This is a genomic window from Enterococcus phoeniculicola ATCC BAA-412 (genome assembly GCF_000407505.1).
Classification (GTDB): Bacteria; Bacillota; Bacilli; order Lactobacillales; family Enterococcaceae; genus Enterococcus_K; species Enterococcus_K phoeniculicola.
Window position 1 is genome coordinate 655,753 of the sequence record NZ_ASWE01000003.1, and the last position, 23,620, is coordinate 679,372.

Here is a 23,620-nt window from a genome sequence, read left to right on the forward strand (position 1 = left end):
TACTCACCTCAAAAAAACAGTTAGTACAGGTTACTAGCTGTTTTTTTGCATGGACAAACCGCTATATGGATCAGCAAAAATAAAAAAGGAGCATATGCAAGGCTAAGAATTAAATGAAGACAAAGCAAGATAGAAAGCCGAGTTTCTTGATTTTTAGTAGTAAGAAGTAATCCTAGAGAAATGACAGAATGTGTAAAAAAAGTGACAGGATATGAAGAAAGCGCTAAAGAAAAATTAACGGGTGCTATAATACGAATATGCAAAAAGGGCGCTTTCATAAAGATGAGCTATGAAAGAAAAACCTTAGAAGCATCGTTTATTCTGCAGATAAACAACAGTCTATTGGTAGTTTTTGAAAGCGTTATTTCTTTTTTCTGATAAATAGAAGAAAGGAAGAAAACACAAAAAATAATCTTCCGTAGTGTTAGTAAAACGGGTAAAATTATTTTGGAAGGAATGTGGATATGAAAAAGTATAGAGGTTTATTGATTGGAGCAATTATTGTTCTTATTATCGCAGGTGGAGGATATTTTGGTTTAAATAAATTAAGTCAAGATGGCGTCTTAAACATGGATGACGTGTATGCAACCATTCAAAAAGTGTTGCCTTACTTTATTCCGTTTGCAATTTTATTGGTAATCGTTATTGGTATATTAGTGTTTGTACGTAAAAAAGACAAAAAAATTCGATTTTTAGCAAAGTTTGAGTCAATCATTGCATTGCTGGTTGCTCTTACATTGACGATAAATGTTATTTTATTTGGGCCAATGGCAAATATTTTTAACTTAAAATATGCAGATGCAACTTCTGTAAGTAAGAAAACTTTAGATAAATCAACCGAATTAGTTGAAAAAATTGCAGATGAAGGAACAGTCCTATTAAAAAATACGGATGGAATTTTACCTTTAGCAGCAAAAGAAAACAAACTAAATGTCTTTGGTTGGGCATCAACGAATCCTTTATATGGCGGAACAGGGTCAGGAAATGTTGATACGTCAAGCAGTGTTGATTTATTAACTGGACTAGAAAATGCTGGTTTTGAAGTGAACGCAGACCTAGTTGATTTCTACAAAGAATATAGTACCGTACGTCCAGAGGTTGGTATGTGGGCACAAGATTGGACATTACCAGAACCAACTGTAGATAAATATGATAGTAAATTAATGGATGGCGCAAAGGATTTTTCTGATGTAGCAATGGTAGTTATTTCTCGTCTTGGTGGTGAGGGAGCTGATTTACCAACAGACATGTCAAAAGTTACCTATGATGGAAATAAAGGTGATTTTGATGAGGGAGACCATTATTTATCTTTATCAAAAACAGAAAAAGATATGGTTAAAATGGTGACAGAAAACTTTGATAACGTAATTGTTGTTGTAAACACAGCAAACCCAATGGAATTAGGCTGGCTTGATGAAAATGACTCAATTAAAGCGGCAATCTGGATGGCTGGACCTGGACAAACTGGATTTAACTCTTTAGGAAAAATTTTAAATGGTTCCGTGAATCCATCAGGAAAAACAGTAGACACGTATGTGTACGATTTGAAAACAACACCAACCTGGAACAACTTTGGTGATTTCAAATACAAGAATGAAAAAGATTATACTTTCGTAAATTACAGTGAAAGTATTTATGTAGGCTATCGCTTCTATGAAACCTACTATTTAGAAGACGAAAAAGGGTACCAAGAAGCAGTTCAATATCCATTTGGTCATGGGTTAAGTTATACCACCTTTGAACAAAAGATGGGTGCAATTAAAAAAGGTGACGATGGCGGCATTAGTTTTGATGTAACTGTTAAGAACACTGGAGATGTAGCCGGAAAAGATGTCGTGGAAGTTTACTATTCTGCCCCTTATACAAATGGCGGGATTGAAAAATCAGCAGTTGATTTAGTTTCATTTGATAAGACTGACATCATTGAGCCTGGCGAATCTGAAACAGTGACAATCGCCTTTAATGAAGAAGACATGGCGTCTTATGATACAGCAGTTTCTGGTTCATATATCTTAGAAAAAGGCGATTATGAAATCAAAATTATGGCTGATTCACATACGACATTAGATAAAAAGACATATACAGTAGATGATACAGTAGTTTATGATGAAGGCAATAAGCGAGCAACAGATAAGGTAACAGCAACAAACCAATTTGCTGACTTTACTGAAGGAGACGTCACTTACCTAAGCCGTAAAGACAAGTTTGCAAACTATGAAGAAGCAACAGCAAAACCAACGAATTTCGATATCAGTGAAGAATATGCAAGTCAAATATCAAACGATAAGACGTATAAAATTTCTGAAGACAAAGACGCAAAAATGCCAACAACTGGTGCAAATAATGGCGTGAAACTAAATGAATTAGCAGGAAAAGAATATGATGATCCTATGTGGGATAAACTGTTAGATCAATTAACTCCAAAAGAAATGAATAAATTGATTGCTTATGGCGGTTACCAAACGGTTCCTTTACGTTCAATCGATAAATTGATTACCTATGATTCAGATGGACCAGCAGGATTCAGCAGTTTCTTTACACCAGAACGACATGGTGCAGCGTTCCCTGGTGCAGTAATGATTGCTGCTACTTGGAATGATGAACTAGCGTTGGAACGTGGTCAAGCAATTGGTGATGAAGCTTCTGAGTTAGGAATTGCTGGGTGGTACGGACCAGCAATGAATATTCATCGAAATGCTTTTGCTGGACGAAACTTTGAATACTATTCTGAAGATGGCGTATTATCAGGTGTGATGGCAGCTAACGAAATTAGCGGAGCTGCTGAAAAGGGTGTATACAGCTACATGAAACACTTTGCGTTAAATGATCAAGAAGTAAACCGAACAGAGTTGCTTTTAACTTGGTCAACAGAACAAGCGATGCGTCAAATCTACTTGAAACCATTTGAAATGGCAGTAAAAGATGGTGGAGCAACTGCAGTGATGTCTTCATTTAACTATATTGGCACGAAATGGTCTGGTGGTTCTGAAGAGTTATTAAACAATGTGTTACGTGATGAATGGGGATTTCGTGGAATGGTCTTAACAGACTACTTCGGCGGATATGGCTATATGGATGCTGATAAAGCCATTCGTTCTGGAAATGACATCATGCTTTCAACAACTGGTGAAAGTGGTGCTTCATTAGATGACATGACGAGTGCTACAGCAGTTTCAAGTATGCGTACTGCATCACACAATATTTTATATACGGTTGCAAACAGCAATGCGTATTATGATTATGAACCAGGATGGCATTTACTTGGCTGGATGAAGCTTGTACTTTCAGTTGACGTAGCTGTGGCTATTGTCTTAATTGGCTTACAAGTAGTAGCGATTGTTTTATACAGAAGAAAAGCAAAAGTATGACATCTAAACAAATAAGTTGTGAATAGAAAACAACTGTTTTACTATGGGGCTGTGGGTGCAAGGAAATTGCACCTGCAGTCTTTTTAGTCAAAAAATGAAAAAATTCTTTTTTTAGACAAACTTTCTTTGAAATGCTGTAGACTAGCAAAATAGATACAAAAAATTGAGGGAGGCAGTATACAATGAAAATTGCTCTTGTAGAGGATAGTCATCAAGATCGCTCTAAACTTAGACGAATGATTGAAACCCAAGCGAAAAAAGATCATCTATTAATTGAGATTGACGAATTTTCAGATGGTATTGAATTAATTGAACACTACAATAAAGGATATGACATTGTATACTTGGATATTGAAATGGCAATTATGGATGGCATGACTGCTGCTGAAAAACTACGTAAGCAAGATCAAGATGTACTGATTGTCTTTATTACCAACTTTGTGCAGCATGCGATTCGAGGCTATTCTGTGAGTGCTTCTGATTTTTTGTTGAAACCGTTAACGGTCTTTAACTTTCAAGAACATTTTAAACGGATACTAAAAAAGCTGGAGGGAAAAGAAGAAATCTTCCTTTCTGTAAAAAGCAGCAATGAGATGCGTCGAGTAAACATTGATAACATCTACTATATTGAAAGTCAGGGACATTATCTGTACTTGAATTTGAAGGATGAGGTTGTCATTACAATTGATACCATGAAAAATATGGAACAAAAACTAGAAAATCAAGGGTTTTTCCGTAGTAATAATGGCTACATTGTTAATTTAAAGTATGTTCGCGGGGTAGAAAAAAATGTGGTAGATGTAGGAGGACACAAGCTGCAAATCAGTCGCCCAAGAAGAAAAGCGTTTATGGAAGCATTAACGGATTACATAGGAGATGAATTAACATGATTGGCGAGTTTCCAAATATTCCTCGAATCTATACAGCACTGGCTGAATGGCTTGCATGCTTAGTAATTATTTTTCCAAGTTTAACCAAACCAATCCCTGTTAAAAAATATGGGTTGATGCTTTTTGCAGGAGTGGGACAGATTGCACTGCAATATATCGCAGGTATGCTCCCGCTTTTTTTCTGGGTGTTCGGTATGGGAATCAATATTCTCTGGATGTATGGGACTGTCTGGTTTCTTATGGAGAAACACCCAAAGGATTCTCTGTTTTTGACTTGTAAAGCAGTAATTATTGCTGAATTTTCCGCTGCGATTGGGTGGCAAATCTATTGTCAATTTTTCTGGGTGGCTCAAAAACGAAGCGGTGTGATTGAAGCAATCTGTATGGGGATTACCTTCTTACTAATCTATGCCTTTTTCTTTGTCTTAGAAAAGAAAACGAGCAATCAAGGAGCTGATTTTCGGTTTCGAAATAAAGAAATTTGGCTGGCGATATTCACTGCGCTGATTATTTTTACCATTAGCAATATTGGATTTTTACTTTCTAATACCTCTATAAATATTGGCGATTCGATTGCTATTTTTTCTATTCGAACTTTTGTTAACCTATCAGGTATCTGTATTTTATATCTGCAGCAAATTCAGACAAATGAAGAATACTTAAAGCGTGAGCTGTTAGCCATCAATAACATGTTTAATAGTCAGTATGAACAGTATGTTGCCTATAAAGAGAATAGTGATATTATCAATCGGAAATGTCACGATTTAAAGCATCAAATTGATGTGATTCGATCGGAAAGTGATGAGGAGAAGCGAGAGATGTATCTTGCGGAGATGGAGCTTGCGGTGAATAATTTTAATTCCACCGTTGAAACAGGTCACCCAGTGCTGGATACTATTTTAACAAGAAAAAATCTCTACTGCCTGGACCATGGAATAACCCTCTCCTGTTTGGTGGATGGTCGATTGTTGTCTTATATGAATGTAATGGATATTTGTAGTTTATTTGGCAATGCGCTAGATAATGCGATTGAATCAGTTGAGGAAATTGTGGATAAGGAAAAAAGACTAGTCAATCTGCGGGTCAATGAAAAAGGACGCTTTATTTTAATTCGATTAGATAACTACTCTCAAGGAGAAAGAAATTTTGTTGACGGTATTCCAGAAACGACAAAAGTTGATAAGGATTCTCACGGTTATGGGATTAAAAGTATTTCTCAAGTAGCCACACAATATGAGGGAACAATGACGCTCTCTCATGATGCTCATTGGTTTACGCTAAAGGTTTTATTACCAAAAAAATAAGTGCAGTTTGAGAATTGACTAGTTTTAGGGAAATAGCTGGTAGGGAGCAGTTCTTCGCTTAAGTTGATTTATTGATGGTCCGTAAAATAAAAAAGAAGAAAGCGAGGATAGACGCAGCGTCTATCCTTTCGTAAGATTTGAGGAGTCCAAGACGTAGCTAAAATAGCGTTATGTCTCAGACTCTTCATTTTTTATTTAAAGGTTTTTTTTATAAATCAGGAGTGGAGCATTCAGCTTTCAAGGAAAATATGCTAAAGTAGGAGAGAACTCATGAAAGAGGAGACGAAATCAATGATTTTTGATACACATACACATTTAAACGCAGAACAATTTAATGATGATATTCCAGAAACCATTCAACGAGCAGCTGAATTAGGTGTAACCGAGATGGCGGTAGTCGGTTTTGATACACCAACCATTGATAAAGCATTGTTGCTGAGCCAAGACTATGAACACATCTACAGTATTATCGGCTGGCATCCAACTGAGGCTGGAAGTTATACGAAAGAAATTGAAACACGGCTACAGCAACAGTTAACCTTACCAAAAGTAGTAGCTCTAGGAGAAATTGGGTTGGATTATCATTGGATGGAAGACCCTAAAGAGGTTCAAGATCGCGTGTTTCGCAGACAGATGGCGATTGCCAGAGAAATGAAGCTTCCTATCAGTATTCACACACGAGAGGCGTTAGAAGATACGTATAAAATTTTAAAAGAAGAAAATGTCCATGAAATCGGTGGGATTATGCATAGCTTTAGCGGAGATGGAGAATGGGCAAAGCGCTTTTTAGATTTAGGGATGCATGTTTCCTTTAGCGGAGTGGTTACATTTAAAAAGGCGTTAGATGTTCAAGAAGCTGCAGCACAAGTACCTTTGGATAAGCTTTTGGTAGAGACGGATGCGCCATATCTTGCACCTGTTCCTTATCGAGGAAAACGAAATGAGCCTGGCTATACACGCTATACAGTAGAAAAAATTGCAGAGCTAAGAAATATGCCCTTTGAAGAATTGGCAAAAATCACCACGGAAAATGCTCACAGACTTTTCCGATTGGAGCAGCTATGAGTAAGATGACCATTGAAGAAGTGATTGTAGTTGAAGGAAAAGATGATACGAGACGCTTGCAAGAGGTGGTTAATGCCGATACGATTGAAACGATTGGTTCAGCAATCAATGAGGAAATATTAATGCAAATTGAGCATGCACAAGAAACACGCGGAGTGATTATTTTCACGGACCCTGATTTTTCTGGAGAGAAGATTCGTAAAACTATTATGGAAGTGATCCCTGATGCCAAGCATGCGTTTCTTCCAAGAAAAGAAGCGGCACCAAAAAAAAGAGGAAATAGCTTGGGTGTGGAGCATGCAAGTGATGCAGCAATCATCGAGGCATTGCAAAAGGTAGTTACTCCGGTCATACATCAGGAGACAGCCCCCCTCATCACACGTGAAGATTTAATCGATTATGGATTAATTGCAGGCGAGAAAGCTAAAGAGCGCAGAGAGCGATTAGGTGATGAGCTGAGAATAGGGTATACCAATGGCAAGCAGCTGGAGAAACGATTGAAAATGTTTCGGATTACGCCTGCTGAACTTTCAGCAGCAATGAAAAAAGTGGAGGAATCAATTTGACAGACTATAAAGAAATCGCAACCCCTTCAAGAACAAAAGAAATATTGAAAACACATGGTTTTCAATTTAAAAAAAGTTTAGGTCAAAATTTCCTAACTGAGCCCAATATTTTGCGTAAAATTGTTGAAACAGCACAAATTGACAAGCAGACAAATGTAATTGAAGTAGGCCCTGGGATTGGGGCATTGACAGAACAGCTTGCGTTACACGCCAATAAAGTGCTGGCATATGAGATTGATGATCGATTGATTCCCGTTTTGGAAGATACGCTACAACGTTATCCAAATGTAAACGTGATTCATCAAGATGTGTTAAAAGCAAATTTAATAGAAACAACGCAAGAAAACTTCCCGGAAGAGTTTCCGATAAAAGTAGTTGCGAATCTGCCTTACTATATTACTACCCCAATTATGATGCACTTTCTTGAATCTGAGTTAAATGTATCTGAAATGGTAGTTATGATGCAAAAAGAAGTAGCTGACCGTATCTCTGCTAAACCGGGAACAAAAGCGTATGGCTCATTAACAATAGCTGTTCAGTATTTTATGGAAGCATCTATCGCATTTATCGTACCGAAAACAGTTTTTATCCCACAGCCAAATGTGGATTCAGCGATTTTGAAGTTGACGAAAAGAGATAAACCCGCTGTTGAAGTAACGGATGAAAAAGAATTCTTTAAACTAACAAAGGCTTCATTCCAGTCCCGAAGAAAAACTTTATGGAATAATCTTCAACAAACATATGGAAAAACAGAGGAAGTAAAAGCTTGGTTAGCAAAAAGCTTGGAAATCGCTGGAATAGACCCCGGTCGTAGAGGAGAAACACTGTCGTTAGCTGAGTTTGCTGCATTAAGTAATGCGATGGAAGAAAATAAATAAGTCAGTGAGGGAGAGGTCGGAACAGAAGTGTTCAGCTCCGAGAACAGGTACTGCGCATCATCGGAAATGAAACTTCGTGGATTTGCAGCCCCAAGTAGGTACTGTGAATCATCGAAAGTGAAACTTCCGTGAGTTCCAGCAATAAGAAGGCATTCACGAAGATTGCTCCTCAAATCTTTGGGACTAGGTACGTTTTCTACATCTATTTCAGCTTATTTTGAAGCCTTCAACTCTCGCATGTCCCATCTTTGCTCTTCTGATAAACTTAAAAATGTCTTGGATGACTGTGAAAGCCTATTTCATTTATCCAAGGCATTTTTTTATTTCTATGTTATAATGGAAGCAGTTACTAGGGGAGTCTTTTTTTGACTGAGATGTTCATACGAACGGACCCTTTGAACCTGTAAGTTGAGACTTGCGTAGGGAAGTAGTCTAAAAATCATTCATGAATTCGTAGACACTTCATGCAGGGATGCCCTGTTTGTGGTGTTTTTTTGATTAGAAGCTTCTTTCCAAAAAAATTGAGGAGGAGACTATGTTTACAGAAAGAATTAGAAAAAAGGCAGAACCAATTTGGCAAAAGAGTATGGCGCATCCGTTCATAGAAGGATTGCAAAAGGGGACGTTATCAAAAGAAAGCTTTCGTTTTTATTTAATTCAAGATTATTTTTATTTAAAAGCATTTGGTGAGATTCACCAAATTGCGAGTCAAAATACCAATGATCCAGAAATAAAAGAATTATTTATGAAAAACATTGCAGGGATAGAAAGCTCTGAGATTTCTGTAAGAGAGACATTTTTTAAAGAACTAGCAATTACAGAAGAAGAAATTCGTCAAACGGAAATCGCACCTAATACGTACCATTACATTACTCATATGTATAAAGAAGCCTATTCAAAAAGTGTGGGACGAACGGTTGCCGCGTTGCTGCCCTGTTACTGGCTCTATCAAGAAATAGGAGAGGCATTAATTTTAAAAGGCTCACCAGATTCTTTGTATCAGCGATGGATTGAAACCTATGACAGTTCAGGATATAAGGCAACTGTAGATAGGCAAAAGAAGGTGACAAACAAGTTAGCAAGTGTAGCATCAGAAACTGAACGTAAGCAAATGGAACAGGCGTTTCTCATCAGTAGTTATGAAGAGCTGTATTTCTGGGAAATGGGCTATCAAAAAGAAGAATGGAGCGATAAGTATGTATCCCTATAAATTAGTTGATGAAGTAAGAGAAAAAAATCCATTAGTGCACAATATCACCAATATCGTGGTGGCTAATGATTCTGCAAATGGTCTTTTGGCTATTGGTGCCTCTCCATTTATGTCAAGTGCGGTTGAAGAAATGGAGGAAGTGGCATCTATTGCTAACGTAGTCGTTTTAAATATGGGTACGCTAAGCAAAGAACAGATAGAAGCTATGGAAATCGCTGGGAAAACAGCAAAAAAATTAGGTAAGCCTGTGGTATTTGATCCAGTAGGAATTGGCGCAACTACCTTTAGAAAACAAGAAGGCATTCGATTAATTCAGGAAATTAAGCCGACACTGATTCGAGGCAATGCTGGGGAAATTGCAACACTTGCTGAAGTTGAGTGGGCAGCTAAAGGAGTCGATGCAGGTTCTGGTGAAGCAGATGTCGTTGAAATGGCAAAAAAAGTAGCAAAAAATTATCAAACTTTTGTTGCGGTAAGTGGTGTAGAAGATGTGATTACAGATGGCGAAAAAACTTATTTAGTAAAGAACGGTACGGAATATTTTCCTTATATGACAGGTGCAGGCTGTCTTCATTCGTGTGTATGTGGGGCGTACCTTACACTAACAGAGCATCCTGAGATTGAACAAGTGGTGATTGCTAGTACGATGTATGCATTAGCTGGCGAATTGGTTGCTGACTTGTTGCCGATTTTGGCGGTAGGTACCTTTAGAACGAATTTACTAGATCAGTTGAGCCAGATTAGTAGTATAACAGTAGAAGAAAATGCACGAATTGAAAGGATTGAATAAGATGAATGGAACAACACAAGCATTAACGATTGCAGGATTTGATGGCGGTGGCGGGGCAGGGATGCAGGCGGATCTGAAAACATTTCAAGAGCGCTTTGTTTTTGGCACCTCTGTACTAACCGCTTTACCGATTCAAAATACTAAAGGGGTCACGAATGTCTTTGACTTGCCGATGGATGCAATTGAAGAGCAGCTGGTGAGCATTAAAGATGACTTTCGCATATCGGCGGTAAAAACAGGCATGCTGTTTACTGCCGAAATTACCGCACTAGTTGCTGAGTTTTTAAGAACAGCTGATTTCGGTCCGTTAGTCGTTGATCCAGTAATGATTGCAAAAAGCGGACATGCTTTATTAAAGGATTCCGCTGTTCAGGCGGTCAAAGAAGAATTGCTGCCGTTAGCATATGTGGTAACACCTAACGTTCCAGAAGCGGAAGTGTTAACTGGGCGAACAATTACAACTAAAGAAGAAATGATCAAAGCAGGAAGAGAAATTCAGCAAATGGGTGCAAAAAATGTCGTTGTTAAGGGTGGGCACCATCTTGAGGGCATAAATTCAGAGGATATGCTTTTATTGGAAAACGGACAAGTTGAATGGCTTTTCGGAAAGCGGATTGATACGAAAAATACACATGGAACAGGCTGTACATTTTCAGCTTGTATCACAGCAGAATTAGCAAAGGGGTATAGTGTCTTTGAGGCTGTTACTACCGCTAAAGCCTATATTCAAGCGGCTATTGAAGATGGGCTTTCTGTAGGGAACGGGAATGGACCAACTAATCACTGGGCGTATCGAAAGGTTGAAAACAATGAGTAAAGTAGAAGAGATGCTGGCAGTTTATTTTATTTCCGGGACACAAGATATTGTTAAAGGGAGTTTATTTTCTGTTTTAGAAGAAGCATTGAAGGCGGGGATTACATGCTTTCAATATCGTGAGAAAGGAAAAGGGAGTCTAAGTAATCCCGTTGAAATTGAGGAAACAGCAAGAACCTGCCAATTGCTTTGTCAAAAATATAAAGTTCCTTTTTTAATCAATGATGATGTGGAGCTAGCACTAAAAATTGGTGCGGATGGTGTTCATGTTGGACAAGGAGATCAAGCAATTGAAGAAGTACTTGAACTGTTTCATGGGAAAATTGTTGGTTTATCTTGCGAAACACAAGAACATGTAGAAATTGCGAACCAGCTTTCTGAAATCAGTTATTATGGGATTGGACCTGTTTTTGGCACGATTTCTAAAGCGGATGCTGTTCAGCCAATTGGACTTGATAAATTGGATAGATATGCGAAGCTTGCTGAAAAACCAGTGGTAGCCATTGGTGGAATTAGTATGAAAAATGGGCAAGAAGTGCTAAATACTGCGGTGGCGGGAGTCTCTGTCATCTCTGCGATTACACGAGCAGAGTCAATTAGTGAAGCTGTTCATGCATTCAAACGAAATAAATAAACTATTTTTCACAGCTAGTGTTGATGAGGAGCGGCTTAGAAAAAGGAGCTGTTTTCTACTTCTGATATTTATTCAGAGCCTATGAGAGTTGGCGTAACTATTGTAGTTATGTTCAGCTCTTTTTGTTTCCATTGCCTTATGAATGTTTTACACACCATTTCTTAGACAATTAGCAAATCGCGTTCCTTGCTTGGAGAGAAAATTTTTTTTACTCATAGTATGTGTCTTGACACATTTTCGATGGTGGCGTAGAATGGATTTTAATTAGGTGTCTTGACACCTATAAGATAAAGGTAGGGAGTTTTATAGATGAAAAAGAATTCAGTTCGACAGCTTACGATTACAGCATTACTAATCGCAATGGGAATTATCATTCCTATGGTGATGCCTAAAATTATGATTCCACCCGCTTCATTTACATTAGCAAGTCACGTGCCATTATTTATTGCGATGTTTTTTGCTCCTGGAGTTGCGATAGCCGTTGCTTTAGGCACCGCATTTGGTTTCTTTTTATCCTCGCCTGTGATTATTGCATTACGCGCGCTATCACATATTGTTTTTGCATTGATTGGTGCATGGTATCTGAAAAAAAGACCAGAGATTGTTTTGGTCAATGGAAAATTTTCATTTGCGAATCTTCGGTTTCAAAGTTTCAATCTGATAATTGGTCTGATTCATTCAGCGGTGGAAATGTTGGTTGTTAGTATATTTTTCTTTATGGGGAATATGCCGGATACTTATTATGCAGATGGATACTTTTATACAGTATTTGTATTAATGGGTATTGGCGGTTTGATTCACAGCTTTGTTGATTATAATATTGCTTATTTTGTTGCCGGAACTTTAAGTAAACATTTTGATATTCCAATCTTTACGATGGCAAAAAAGAAAAGAAACGATTCAGTGATTCCTTTCCCAAATAAAGTGAACCCTTCCCGCTGATAGGATAAACGAATGAAAGAAGTTTCCTAAAAAAATAGAGGAGTAAAAAACCGATCAAATTTCTTTGATCGGTTTTTTAGGTGTACATTCGTGATAGAGAAATTGCTATTTAGTCATTCCGCTTCTCTTTTTCCAAGTCAAGTAAGTAACGTTTTCGTTCAATTCCGCCCCCATAGCCACCTAGCTCTCCATTTGTATTGATGACGCGATGGCAAGGGATGAGTAGGGCAATTTTATTGGCTCCATTAGCATTTCCAACTGCACGGACTGCATTTGGATTATTTAGCTGTTGAGCAATTTTTTGATAGGTAGAGGTTTTTCCAATTGGAATCGAATTAAGTGCCTGCCAGACCCTTTTTTGAAAAGGAGAGCCATCAAGAAACAAGGGAATCGAAAAATGAGTTCTCCGCTTGGTAAAATATTCCTCTAGCTGGGTAGAGAGCTGCTGATTGATGTCTGTTTTACCGGGAAGAATCCGTGCGTTTCGTTTTTTTCTCAACTGTTCAATTTCACGTTCTAATCCTCGTCTATCCATGAATTCTAGTAAGTAGAGAAAATGCTCGTCTGACAAGCTGAACATCCGCCCCAAGGGTGTAGGAATAATGGAGGCGTATAGAATCGTTATTTCTGCTTTCTTTGGTGGATTTCCCATAATTTTTGTAAAGGCATCGTTAAACCCGCTTGCAGAATCGTAGCCTGTAGACAGCTGTTGGTCAATTACTTTTGCCCCTGATGAAAGCTCTTTAAACGCAATACCCATCCGACGTGAGCGTGCGTATTGAACAAAAGTCATACCATATATTTCTTTGAATTTTCTTCGTGCAGTGGCTGAATGTATTCCTAACTTTTGAAAGTCGCACTCTTGCCATCTTTTTTCAGGATTCTTTTCTACTTCTAAAACTAACTGTTTGATTTCATCTGGAATTTCCTTTGGATAAGATAAGGGATGACAAATTTTACAGGGACGAAAGCCTGCTAACAAAGCTTCTTCTGCAGTGTCGAAAAACGAGCAGTTTTCAATTTTTGGTTTTCTAGCAGTGCAGGTAGCGTGACAAAAGATACCGGTCGTTTTGATTCCTGCAAAAAAAATACCATCATAGTTTGGATTTTTTTCAACTAAGGCATGATAATATTCATTTATTTTTTCTGTTGAGGTAATCATGGTTGATGTCTCCCTTCATTTATAAAACTAGTATAAAGGAAGATACCGAAAAAAACTTCCGAAAAATGAACAACTATTTTTCTTAACAGTAGTATAGCTAAAATAAAGAGAAAAGGAGGATCTCAAGAGAAAAGACCGAACCATAAAAAATAGACCCCGCTGTTGTGAAACAGCAAGGCCTAGAAAAGGGGGACCGTGGGTTAAGGTAACTTGATCACATCTTCAGAATCTTTATCGAAGAAGTGAGCTTTACTAATGTTGAATGCTAAGTCAACAACTTCGCCTGGACGGTGGAAGTCACGTGCATCAACTTTTGAAATGAATTCAGTGTCGCCTAATTTTGTATAAAGCATAGTTTCTGCTCCAAGTAATTCAGAAACGACAACTTCTGAGCGAACAACGGCTTCAGGAGTAGCATCTAAGACAACCTGTTCACTATGAATATCTTCAGGACGAATACCAAAGATTACTTCTTTGCCATCGTAGCCTTTTTCAACTAAAATTTTATTTTTTCCTTCTGGAATGCGTAATTCTAAACCATGTCCATCAGAAATCACACCATTTTTCAATGTAACATTAAAGAAGTTCATTGCAGGTGAACCAATAAAGCCGGCAACGAAAACGTTAACAGGTGTATCATATACTTCTTTTGGAGAACCAATTTGTTGGATGAATCCGTCTTTCATGATAACGATACGGTCAGCCATGGTCATCGCTTCAGTTTGGTCATGGGTAACGTAGATAGTTGTTGTTTCTAAACGTTGATGTAGTTTTGCAATTTCAGCACGCATTGCTACACGCAATTTAGCATCCAAGTTTGATAAAGGTTCATCCATCAAGAACACTTTTGCATCACGAACGATTGCACGTCCTAAGGCTACACGCTGACGTTGTCCACCAGATAATGCAGCTGGTTTACGTTTTAAATATTCTGTTAAGCCTAAGATTTCCGCCGCGTTATCTACACGTTTTTGAATATCTGCTTTGTCATATTTGCGTAGTTTTAGCCCGAATGCCATATTGTCAAATACAGTCATATGTGGATATAAAGCGTAGTTCTGGAAAACCATTGCGATGTCACGATCTTTAGGTGCTACATCGTTCATCACTTTTCCACCAATTTCTAATTCGCCTTCTGTAATATCTTCAAGTCCTGCAATCATACGTAAAGTTGTTGATTTCCCACAACCTGAAGGGCCTACGAATACGATAAATTCGCGATCTGCGATATCTAAATTAAAGTCAGTTACAGAATAGTTTTCTGCGTTGTCGTATTTTTTATAAACGTGTTTCAATGCCATTTCTACCATATTGAATTCACTCTTTCTGTTTATTGATTTTTTATTATATTGAAAGTATAGCTGAAAGCGTTATCTATATTCAATGGTAACGTGCACAAGAAAATAGATTATTTTTCGTCAGATTGACAAAGAAAAAAAAGTTTTTGGGCAAAGTGCCTACCGCTTTGGTAAAATAGATAAAGAAGAGATGAAGGAGGAGTACTTATGAAAATTGCATTAATTGCTCATGATAGAAAAAAAGACTTAATGGTAAAAATGACAACTGCCTACAAGCATATTTTAGAAAATCACGAATTATTTGCAACGGGGACAACTGGACTGCGTATTGAAGAAGCGACAGGTCTACCTGTTCATCGATTTAAATCAGGACCACTTGGCGGAGATCAGCAAATTGGAGCGATGATTTCTGAGGATAATCTGGATATGGTCATCTTTTTACGTGATCCATTAGCTGCACAGCCTCATGAACCAGATGTAACGGCATTAATTCGCTTGAGTGATGTTTATGAAATTCCATTAGCGACAAATATTGGCTCAGCAGAGATTTTAATTCGCGGATTAGACGCAGGCTTCGCAGACTTTAGAGAAATTATCCACGAAAATGACAATCGGCCTATTTCTATATAAATGTTTACTATATAAGTAGAAATACATTCAATAAACGGATTACCGAACAATCTAGCAGTAAAGTGATTCTTTAGAGCCTATTTTATTGCGTGTGAGAGAAGGACTATGCTATATTCTTTGTAGGCTTAGGCCTAAATAAAATTCAGAGTAGAAAACGAAGCGTTAAGTGCTAAAAGGATGGGATGTTGCCTTTTGGACGAAGAATGGATTCATTCGCGGTTTTGTTTTCGCATTCGCTGCATGTTTATTGTGTAGCAACTCTTAGAGGAGATGCTAGAAATGAAAAAGAAGATTGATGGTCGTATGATCTCAGTTATGGGACTACTGATTGCAATGATGGTTGTCCTTTCACAAATTTTAGGATTTGAAGTCCAATTTCTAAAAATCACGTTTACCTTTGTTCCAGAACTGATTATGGGTTTATTATTTGGCCCATTGTGGACAGGAATTGGGGCTGCGATTGCAGATGTGATTGGAATGATGCTGTTTCCTAAAGCTGCATTTTTTATTGGCTTCACAATCAATGCCTTTATCGGTGGATTGGTGTACGGGTTCTTTTTTTACAAGAAGGAAGTTACCTTACTTAGAGCTTTTTTATGTACGTTGACCAACACCATTATTATCTCACTGATACTGACCCCCCTATGGTTATCCATTATGTACAATGTTCCACTTAACAGTTGGGCTATTTGGGCACCGCGTCTTATGAAGATTTCGGTTATGCTTCCACTAGAAACTGTTATGTTGTATCTTGTAGGAATTGCGTTGCCGTACAGAAGTTGGATTAAGCGATTCGCATAAAATAGATGATTCGTCAAACATCCCAAGACGAAGAGACACCGGCAACATTCAGTAAGCGCTGAATGTTGCCGGTGTTCTTTTTATTAAACCCTATTTATTCGATAGACTGTGCCGTAAATTGGGCTTCGTATAGGCGCTTATAGTAGCCGTCTTGACGCAATAATTCTTCATGACTGCCAATTTCAACGATTTGACCATTATCAATGACAAGAATTTTATCTGCACTACGAATAGTTGATAGACGGTGAGCAATCACAAAGCTTGTTCTTCCTTGCATCATTTGTAAAAAAGCATCTTGAATCTTTACTTCCGTTAAAGTATCTACTGAACTAGTCGCTTCATCTAAAATAAGCATAGGCGGGTTACTAATCATCGTTCGGGCAATGGTCAGCAGTTGACGTTGACCTTCTGAAATTTTTAATCCTTGTCCTCCAATGACAGTGTCCAGTTTGTCTGGTAGTCTCATTACAAAATCATACATGTAGGCTTTCTTTAATGCCTGATAGATTTCTTCATCTGTTGCTGTATCGTTTCCATACTGTAAATTTTTACGAATGGTGCTTTCAAACAGCCAAGTGTCTTGAAGAACCATACCAAAGTTTCTCCTCAGATCCTCACGTATAAGTTTTCGAATATCTGTTCCATCAATTTTAATCACTCCTTGATCGACGTCGTAAAAACGCATCAGTAAGTTAACTAAAGTTGATTTTCCTGCCCCCGTTTTACCTACGATGGCAATTGTTTGACCAGGAAAGGCAGTAAACGTAAAGTCTTCAATTAAAGGTCTTTTCGCATCATAAGAAAAGTAAACATGCTCGAATTGTATTTCGCCTTTTACTTCTGTTAATGAAGAGGCATCAGAGCAGTCGGGCGTTTCAATTGGCTGATTTAAAATGTCAAACGTCCGTTCAATACCGGCAAAAGCTGTCTGAATTTGTGTGGTAATTCCAGATAACTCAATAAAGGGTTTTGAAAATTGGGTAGAATAGATAGTAAAGCTGGAAATAACACCTACCGTGACAAAATCGTTTCCTGAAAGAACAATCAGTCCACCTACAAATCCAATCGCAACATAGGCAAGATGATCTACAAATCGAGACATCGGATTCGTCAGAGAAGAGGAGAATTGCGCTTTTTGTCCTCGAATATAGAGTTCTTGATTTAATGACTCAAATGTTTCCTGAGTATGACTTTCCTGTTGAAATGCTTTTACAATTTTTTGATTGCCAATCATTTCATTAATGTAACCCGAAATCGTTCCGACCACTTGTTGCTGTGCAGAAAAATTTGCTTGTGAGGCCTTTGCAATCAGCCAGTTTACAAGAAAAATAATCGGTGTTGAAATCAGCACAACAAAGGTTAGCAGCGGACTTAATCGTATCATAAAGAAAAACGCAACAAGAACAGTGGCAAAGCCTGAAAATATTTGGTTAAAGACAGCCGAGCAAGCAATAGAGATATTGTCCATATCATTGGTAAAACGGCTGACAATATTTCCATGAGAAGTTTGATCGTAATATTTTAAAGGTAATTGATTTAAATGGGCAAATGCGTCTTTTCTTAAATCAGCTACTGCAAGATAGGACACGCGATTTCCTAGACGTTGTATCAGCCACTGACTAACAACAGTGAGAAGAACAATTCCGGAAAAAAGAAGAAGAATCTTTGAGAGTAACTGAAAATTGACTTGTCCGATACCAATCATTTGATCAACAGATTTTCCAATTTCATAGGTCATAAGAACAGAGGTGATTCCGCTGATTATCCCTAATAAGGCAGCCACAATGATTTCTTTCGGATATGCCCAAAGATAAGGAACAAACTGAGAAAAAGCTTCGAAATTCAATTTTTTAGGATTCATGCTGTTTGTCCTCCTCTTGTGACTGAACGATTTCTTGGTAGGCGACTGATGTTTGTAAAAGCTCTTCATGAGTTCCTTTACCGACAAGCTTTCCACTGTCCATCACAAGTATTTGGTGTGCCTGCTGAATAGAACGTATCCTCTGAGAAATAATAATCACGGTCGTGTGTAAATCTTTTTGAAGGGCATTTCGCAAATCTAAGTCTGTTTGATAATCTAATGCGCTAAGAGAATCGTCTAAAATAAGTAATTCAGGTTTTGCGATAAGCGCACGAGCAATTGTTAGTCGCTGCTTTTGTCCACCAGAAAAATTCTTTCCGTTTTCTAAAATCATTGTATCTAACTGATCGGGAAGTGATGTGACAAATTCCTTACACTGGGCGGTTTCAAGTGCAGTCCAACATTCTTCATCTGTTGCATCCTGTTTGCCCCATTGAAGGTTTTCTCGAATAGTACCGCTAAACAAGACAGCTGTTTGTGGGACCATTGAAATTTTGCTACGCAGCTCTTTAATAGACCAATCTCGAACGTCTAAATGATTAAAAGAAACAATTCCGTCAGATACATCATAAAAACGAGGAATTAATTGAGCAATTGTTGTTTTTCCGCTACCTGTAGGTCCGGTGATTCCTAAAATTGTTTTCTTTCGTAACTGAAAAGTAATATCCTCAAGGGATAGTCCAGACTCCTCTGTATAGCGAAAGTCTACATGAGAAAAATCAACGAGAACAGGTACCTGTGATGAGGTCTGTCTAGGGCTTTTAGGCTCATTGAGAAGGGTCTGGGTATCAAATACTTCGTTTACCCGACTAGCCGAAGCTGCTGCACGAGTGAAGATAACTACTAGATTTGAAACAATAATTAAAGCAAGGAGCATTTGATTCATATAATTAATTAAAGCGAGCACTTCTCCTTGCTGTAATCCGCCTACATTAATTTTGATTCCTCCAATATACAGTAAAAGAATAATTCCGGCATTCATAATCAAAGTAGTTAAAGGACTTAGTAAAGCAGAGATATTTGTCACGCGGACATAGACATCTGACAGCTCATCTGTTGTCGCATCAAACTGTTTTGTTTCTGTCTTTGTTCGAGCAAAGGCGCGGATTACACGAACCCCGCTCAAGTTTTGATTAACAAGTTCATTTAAGCTATCAAGTTTTTTCTGAACCGTTTTATATAAGGGAACCGTTTTTTTGATGATGAAGTATAAAATAATACAGAAAAGCGGGAGCAGTATCAAAAAGAGTAGACCGATTTGCCAGTTAATATAAAAGGCCATAATCACTGATCCTATACTAAGAAAAGGTGCGCGAATGACCAGACGTATCAGCATAGCTAAGGCTAGCTGAAGTTGATTAATATCATTTGTCATTCGTGTAATTAAAGTGTCCGTTCCAAACTGATTCAACTCAGAATGAGAAAAGGTATTGATTTTTTTCATTAGTTGATTTCTTAGCTCAGTTCCAAAGCCCTGAGAAGCAACAGAAGCATAATATTGGCAGATAATCGCAAAAATTAGTCCCAAGACGGACATGACAACCATCCATAAACTAATTTTAATCACTGTTGCTCGATCTCCTAACTGAATTCCATTATCCACTAATCGTGCCATTAAGAGAGGCAAGACAAGCTCAAAAACAGCTTCTAAAAATTTGAATACCGGACCCAAAATAATCTGTTTTCGGTAATTTTTGGCAAAACGAAGTAACTTAATCATCTAATTCCTCCATAACAGTTTTCTCGTATTTCTCATAAGTCATCTAGTAATACGAGCTGTAATTCTATTAAAAAAGTGTTTTATCACAATAAAAAGAAATGTATCCAGCTAACAATCACTGAAAAGAACAATTCTCTCTTTTTCAAGAATCATTTCTTTTATTGTATCCCAATCGATTCTTCAGATAAAGTAAAGGAGTATTTTTTTTATTATTAGTAGGGATTTTTTTTGTTCTTTGATACAATGAATTTTAGGAAAGGAGCATTTTATGCAAGAATTTATTAAAGTAGTACTATTATTTTTTCTTTATTCCTTTGTGGGGTGGCTATGGGAAACCGTTTATTGTTCTCTAAAAGCGAAACATTTTGTTTATCGTGGCTTTTTAGTGGGACCAATTACCCCTATTTATGGTTTTGGAATTTTGGGGGTCCTCTATTTTATTGAGCCATTTCAAAAAAATTTGATATTGTTATATGTCTTATCTATCATCTTAGTGACTGTTCTGGAATATCTGACGAGTTATGTTCTAGAAAAACTATTTCATGCTACATGGTGGGACTATCATGATGTTCCTCTCAATTTGAATGGGCGGGTGGCCTTACCAGTTTCTTTGTTTTGGGGTGTGGGCTGTGTATTGATTGTACGAGTGATCCATCCTAAAATGTTAGGCTTAGAACAATTTTTATCTGATAAATTTAGTTTTTACTTGCCTGTACTGCTGCTTGTTATAACAGCGATTGACTTCACCTATACAGTAATGAATATGACTGCTTTTAAGAAGGCAACCCAACAGTTAGGAGAAGCCATTGAACTACGCAAATCTGAGCTTCAGGAAAGCTTTGATGAAACAAAAGGGGAATTTACGCAAAAACTTGAAGCTGCAAAAGAAAACGCAGCAACACACTTTGATAATTTAGCAAGTGAAGTGACAAGCCGAACAGAAAAACCAACCACTTGGCTACGTTCTTTCCAAGAAAATCCTAAATTAAAAGCAAATTTACCTAAATTAAACTTTACACAACGTCGATTACTAAAAAGCTTCCCAAAATTAAAATTAACGGATGTAAAAAGTACAGAAGAAATTCGTCAGTTAGTAGAGCTGTTGAAGAAAAGAAAATGAATCTTGCCCCTTCTTTTTGAAAGACCTTCACTGATTCCTTCCAATTCTTCCTATATGCGTATACACGGACGCGAAGTCCTTGAGGTCTTGTTCAACCTAACTATACTTTCTAATTATACTTTGTAAAAAAACGAGGGTGGGGTGTAACTAATTAGTTATACCCCATCATTAATAAAGGTTGGGAAGAAAAGCGCCTCATCTCCCCTGCGTTTGTCTCTCAACAACTTTTACGCATGAGATATGCTAGAGTTGAAGGCTTACAAAATAAGCTGAAATTCCCAAAGATTTGAGGAACAATCTTCGTGAATTCCCTCTTATTACTGTGCATCATGGAATTTTCACTCCCGATGATGCACAGTACCTGTTTTTGGAGCTGAATACTTCTATCCCGCCTTCTAATCTTAGTATATTTTTTTGCAAGAAAAAGAACGTTCTTTTTAGTTGTACTAGAAAAATGTAGTGTCGGATGAGAATTTTTTATTTAAGTGAAGGAAAAGATGGGTTACAAGAAAATTACGCCAAAAAATTCTCAAAATAAGTAAAAGACCTCTTTTTTTGCTCTCATTTTTCCGTAATATATAAAACAAAAATTAAAATATTGTTACATAAATTGTGTATAAAATAGAAACTGTAACAAAATGTAATCTTTATGAAACATTTCTAAGAGGATTCATTTGTATAATAGGGAAGGTGGAAATCATAGGAAAGGTGTTGGATTCAGTGAAAGCAAAAAAAATTAAGGCAATAGTCACCTTGTTGGTTACAACAAATTTGCTATTCCCTATGTTTGCTAGTGCAGAATCGCTCGATACTTTAAATGAAAAAGAGAGCGCAGCAATGCGCCAAGGGGAAGAAATCAGCCTACAGGTCCAAGCGACATTAGATGATGTCAATGCGAAGTATGCTGAGGTAGAGCAGCTGAAACAAAAGATTTCTGAAAACGAGAACTCTTTAAAAGAAGCGCAGAGCGAAATTAAAGTAACGGAAGAAAATATTGAGAGACGTAAAGATGCGATGGCAGAACGTTTGCAAGATATTCAGTTAAACGGCGGGGCAGAAAGAAATTTCCAAGCTCTGTTGGAAGCTGAGAACTTCAGCGATTTTTTCAATCGTGCATATGGCATGTCTGTTATGCAAAATGCTGAAAAAGAAAAAGTATCTAGCTTAAATGACGAGAAAACAAAGTTGGAAGATTTGCAGGAAGAAGTAAAAGAGACGCAAGCAACACTTGAAGAAAATCAGGCGAGTCTTGAATCGGAGATGGATGTGTTGGGCGATAAAGTAAGTAGCCTAAAACAACAGCTAGCGGATAATCAAGAAGTTCTTTCACAAATTGCCGAAAGTAAAGTAGTCGAAGAAGCTAGAATCCAAGCAGAAGCAGAACGCAAAGCTCGTGAAGCGGAGGAAGCGAAATTAGCTCAAGAAAAAGCGGATAAAGAAGCAAAAGAAGCAAGTAAACAAACAAATCCAACAAATAATTCGGAAAAGGCACCTGAAAGTAGCTCTTCAAATTCTGAGAATACCACACCTCCAGCAGAATCTAACGAAAATGCAGGAAGCAATGAGAATTCTGGAAATAACGAAGGAACAGGTAACACAGGTGGAAAAACGATGATGATGGAATCAACTGCTTACTCTTATTCAGAAGCAGGTTCAAGTTTCTTTACTGCAACAGGTTTAGACCTTCGTCAAAATCCAATGGCCATAGCAGTTGATCCAAGTGTTATACCATTAGGATCAATTGTTGAAGTACAAGGATACGGAGTGGCGATTGCAGCCGATACAGGAGGCGCAATCAAAGGGAATATCATTGATGTCCACTTTAAAACAGTAGATGAATGTCGCTTGTGGGGACGTCGACAAGTACAAGTAACAGTGATGTAAATTAAAATAGTAAGAGGTAGTGATGGAAAGCTCTGAGGAACAATAGGGAGTTGCGTCTTTCATAACTTTCATTAAGATTTTAGGAGATCTGGAAATGGCGATTATCGTTATGTTTCAGATCTTTTTTTCTTGAAAAGTGCAGTAGGAAAAGTGTATAGATAGTGTAATAGCAAATTCCTTTCAATAAAAGATAGGGGTATCATCCCAGTCTTTCATTGAAAGGAATTTTTTGTTTAGCAATGACTATATATATGCTCCTTGACTGCAGTACTATCGGTTTAAATCAGAATATACTTGTGAATAGGAGGTAGATGACAGTCGCAAGCTAGTATAGAGAAATGAATATGCAGGGGTTAATTTGGGAAGTAAATCAATGGAAAGAGAGGAAGAATAGTCAGTATATTAAAAGCCTATTTAGCAGTATTGGAGTGCTTCTTATCGGAGGAAATCAAGCTAAAAAAGATCTACTTCTACCTTTTATATATCATAATGTGTCACTTTAAACGAGTAAATTAAGAATCGCTTTGAGGAACCATTGTATGAAACAAGCTGTAACAACAATGAAAATGAAAGTATGTTAGTGGATGAGTTTCTGAAAATCTATTTTTTATAAAAAAATGGTACATTTAGATTTACTTTATCTCAAGTAAATAATGTAGAATAAAAATTTATAGGTATTACTA

General features: G+C 37.5%; 19 protein-coding genes and 2 riboswitches. Of the genes, 15 read left to right on the forward strand and 4 right to left on the reverse strand.

The features are described 5' to 3' along the window. Positions 1-464 precede the first annotated feature (464 nt). From I589_RS13575 to I589_RS13625, 11 genes are all read left to right on the forward strand, one after another. Positions 465-3,368 (forward strand): glycoside hydrolase family 3 protein, encoded by a 2,904-nt coding sequence (locus I589_RS13575; RefSeq protein ID WP_010768344.1) that lies wholly within the window; start codon positions 465-467, stop codon positions 3,366-3,368. Between the two features lie 182 nt (positions 3,369-3,550). Further along, complete coding sequence (locus I589_RS13580; protein ID WP_010768345.1) at positions 3,551-4,258, forward strand: LytR/AlgR family response regulator transcription factor; 708 nt, start codon at positions 3,551-3,553, stop codon at positions 4,256-4,258. Next, on the forward strand, positions 4,255-5,562 hold the full coding sequence (locus I589_RS13585; RefSeq protein ID WP_010768346.1) for an ATP-binding protein: 1,308 nt from the start codon (positions 4,255-4,257) through the stop codon (positions 5,560-5,562). Before I589_RS13580 ends, I589_RS13585 begins: the two co-directional genes overlap by 4 nt. A 291-nt stretch (positions 5,563-5,853) precedes the next feature. Then, positions 5,854-6,627 carry a TatD family hydrolase gene (locus I589_RS13590; protein WP_034685381.1) on the forward strand — a complete coding sequence of 258 codons (774 nt, stop codon included), beginning with the start codon at positions 5,854-5,856 and terminating at the stop codon, positions 6,625-6,627. Continuing rightward, positions 6,624-7,193 (forward strand): ribonuclease M5, encoded by a 570-nt coding sequence (rnmV, locus tag I589_RS13595; RefSeq protein ID WP_010768348.1) that lies wholly within the window; start codon positions 6,624-6,626, stop codon positions 7,191-7,193. Before I589_RS13590 ends, rnmV begins: the two co-directional genes overlap by 4 nt. Continuing rightward, positions 7,190-8,071: a 16S rRNA (adenine(1518)-N(6)/adenine(1519)-N(6))-dimethyltransferase RsmA gene (gene rsmA, locus I589_RS13600; RefSeq protein ID WP_010768349.1), complete on the forward strand. Its 882-nt coding sequence runs from the start codon at positions 7,190-7,192 to the stop codon at positions 8,069-8,071. The genes rnmV and rsmA overlap by 4 nt, the downstream gene beginning before the upstream one ends. A 341-nt stretch (positions 8,072-8,412) precedes the next feature. Further along, positions 8,413-8,514, forward strand: a riboswitch (TPP riboswitch). Positions 8,515-8,606: 92 nt separating this feature from the next. Beyond that, a complete protein-coding gene (gene tenA, locus I589_RS13605) occupies positions 8,607-9,281 on the forward strand; it encodes a thiaminase II (RefSeq protein ID WP_010768350.1) in 675 nt (224 codons plus the stop codon). Then, positions 9,268-10,071 (forward strand): hydroxyethylthiazole kinase, encoded by an 804-nt coding sequence (thiM, locus tag I589_RS13610; RefSeq protein WP_010768351.1) that lies wholly within the window; start codon positions 9,268-9,270, stop codon positions 10,069-10,071. The genes tenA and thiM overlap by 14 nt, the downstream gene beginning before the upstream one ends. A gap of 1 nt (position 10,072) precedes the next feature. Further along, positions 10,073-10,888: a bifunctional hydroxymethylpyrimidine kinase/phosphomethylpyrimidine kinase gene (gene thiD / locus I589_RS13615; RefSeq protein ID WP_010768352.1), complete on the forward strand. Its 816-nt coding sequence runs from the start codon at positions 10,073-10,075 to the stop codon at positions 10,886-10,888. Beyond that, positions 10,839-11,519 carry a thiamine phosphate synthase gene (gene thiE / locus I589_RS13620; RefSeq protein ID WP_010768353.1) on the forward strand — a complete coding sequence of 227 codons (681 nt, stop codon included), beginning with the start codon at positions 10,839-10,841 and terminating at the stop codon, positions 11,517-11,519. The genes thiD and thiE overlap by 50 nt, the downstream gene beginning before the upstream one ends. A gap of 309 nt (positions 11,520-11,828) precedes the next feature. Beyond that, positions 11,829-12,461, forward strand: a complete 633-nt coding sequence (locus I589_RS13625) for a hypothetical protein (protein ID WP_010768354.1) — start codon at positions 11,829-11,831, stop codon at positions 12,459-12,461. Between the two features lie 109 nt (positions 12,462-12,570). Here I589_RS13625 and I589_RS13630 read toward each other — a convergent pair whose 3' ends face one another. Next, a complete protein-coding gene (locus I589_RS13630) occupies positions 12,571-13,623 on the reverse strand; it encodes a bifunctional transcriptional activator/DNA repair enzyme AdaA (RefSeq protein WP_010768355.1) in 1,053 nt (350 codons plus the stop codon). Positions 13,624-13,823: 200 nt separating this feature from the next. Then, positions 13,824-14,933, reverse strand: coding sequence for an ABC transporter ATP-binding protein (locus I589_RS13635; protein WP_010768356.1), 1,110 nt, complete (start codon positions 14,931-14,933; stop codon positions 13,824-13,826). Between the two features lie 195 nt (positions 14,934-15,128). On the opposite strand from I589_RS13635, the gene mgsA reads away from it, so the two are divergent. Then, on the forward strand, positions 15,129-15,551 hold the full coding sequence (gene mgsA, locus I589_RS13640; protein WP_010768357.1) for a methylglyoxal synthase: 423 nt from the start codon (positions 15,129-15,131) through the stop codon (positions 15,549-15,551). Between the two features lie 141 nt (positions 15,552-15,692). Then, positions 15,693-15,792, forward strand: a riboswitch (THF riboswitch). Positions 15,793-15,830: 38 nt separating this feature from the next. After that, positions 15,831-16,352 (forward strand): folate family ECF transporter S component, encoded by a 522-nt coding sequence (locus tag I589_RS13645; protein ID WP_010768358.1) that lies wholly within the window; start codon positions 15,831-15,833, stop codon positions 16,350-16,352. 94 nt (positions 16,353-16,446) lie between these two features. On the opposite strand, the gene I589_RS13650 is transcribed toward I589_RS13645, so the two are convergent. Together I589_RS13650 and I589_RS13655 are read right to left on the reverse strand one after the other, a co-directional pair. Next, a complete protein-coding gene (locus I589_RS13650; RefSeq protein ID WP_010768359.1) occupies positions 16,447-18,213 on the reverse strand; it encodes an ABC transporter ATP-binding protein in 1,767 nt (588 codons plus the stop codon). Beyond that, the gene (locus tag I589_RS13655) at positions 18,203-19,933 is read right to left on the reverse strand and encodes an ABC transporter ATP-binding protein (RefSeq protein WP_010768360.1); all 1,731 of its coding nucleotides are present in this window, start codon (positions 19,931-19,933) and stop codon (positions 18,203-18,205) included. Before I589_RS13655 ends, I589_RS13650 begins: the two co-directional genes overlap by 11 nt. Positions 19,934-20,201: 268 nt before the next feature. On the opposite strand from I589_RS13655, the gene I589_RS13660 reads away from it, so the two are divergent. Both I589_RS13660 and I589_RS13665 read left to right on the forward strand, forming a co-directional pair. After that, complete coding sequence (locus I589_RS13660) at positions 20,202-21,053, forward strand: putative ABC transporter permease (protein WP_010768361.1); 852 nt, start codon at positions 20,202-20,204, stop codon at positions 21,051-21,053. A gap of 720 nt (positions 21,054-21,773) precedes the next feature. Then, entirely contained in the window at positions 21,774-22,937 is a 1,164-nt protein-coding gene (locus tag I589_RS13665; protein ID WP_034685383.1) for a 3D domain-containing protein, read from the forward strand. The last annotated feature ends 683 nt before the right edge of the window (positions 22,938-23,620 follow it).

Bases quoted from the DNA above. Each gene is read 5' to 3' on its own strand.
- I589_RS13630 (WP_010768355.1), bottom strand. From the start codon at position 13,623: ATGATTACCTCAACAGAAAAAATAAATGAATATTATCATGCCTTAGTT.
- I589_RS13575 (WP_010768344.1), top strand. From the start codon at position 465: ATGAAAAAGTATAGAGGTTTATTGATTGGAGCAATTATTGTTCTTATT.
- I589_RS13625 (WP_010768354.1), top strand. From the start codon at position 11,829: ATGAAAAAGAATTCAGTTCGACAGCTTACGATTACAGCATTACTAATC.
- I589_RS13585 (WP_010768346.1), top strand. From the start codon at position 4,255: ATGATTGGCGAGTTTCCAAATATTCCTCGAATCTATACAGCACTGGCT.
- I589_RS13635 (WP_010768356.1), bottom strand. From the start codon at position 14,933: ATGGTAGAAATGGCATTGAAACACGTTTATAAAAAATACGACAACGCA.
- thiD (WP_010768352.1), top strand. From the start codon at position 10,073: ATGAATGGAACAACACAAGCATTAACGATTGCAGGATTTGATGGCGGT.
- I589_RS13655 (WP_010768360.1), bottom strand. From the start codon at position 19,933: ATGATTAAGTTACTTCGTTTTGCCAAAAATTACCGAAAACAGATTATT.
- rnmV (WP_010768348.1), top strand. From the start codon at position 6,624: ATGAGTAAGATGACCATTGAAGAAGTGATTGTAGTTGAAGGAAAAGAT.
- thiM (WP_010768351.1), top strand. From the start codon at position 9,268: ATGTATCCCTATAAATTAGTTGATGAAGTAAGAGAAAAAAATCCATTA.
- I589_RS13660 (WP_010768361.1), top strand. From the start codon at position 20,202: ATGCAAGAATTTATTAAAGTAGTACTATTATTTTTTCTTTATTCCTTT.
- tenA (WP_010768350.1), top strand. From the start codon at position 8,607: ATGTTTACAGAAAGAATTAGAAAAAAGGCAGAACCAATTTGGCAAAAG.
- I589_RS13580 (WP_010768345.1), top strand. From the start codon at position 3,551: ATGAAAATTGCTCTTGTAGAGGATAGTCATCAAGATCGCTCTAAACTT.
- I589_RS13590 (WP_034685381.1), top strand. From the start codon at position 5,854: ATGATTTTTGATACACATACACATTTAAACGCAGAACAATTTAATGAT.
- I589_RS13645 (WP_010768358.1), top strand. From the start codon at position 15,831: ATGAAAAAGAAGATTGATGGTCGTATGATCTCAGTTATGGGACTACTG.
- thiE (WP_010768353.1), top strand. From the start codon at position 10,839: ATGGACCAACTAATCACTGGGCGTATCGAAAGGTTGAAAACAATGAGT.
- mgsA (WP_010768357.1), top strand. From the start codon at position 15,129: ATGAAAATTGCATTAATTGCTCATGATAGAAAAAAAGACTTAATGGTA.
- I589_RS13650 (WP_010768359.1), bottom strand. From the start codon at position 18,213: ATGAATCCTAAAAAATTGAATTTCGAAGCTTTTTCTCAGTTTGTTCCT.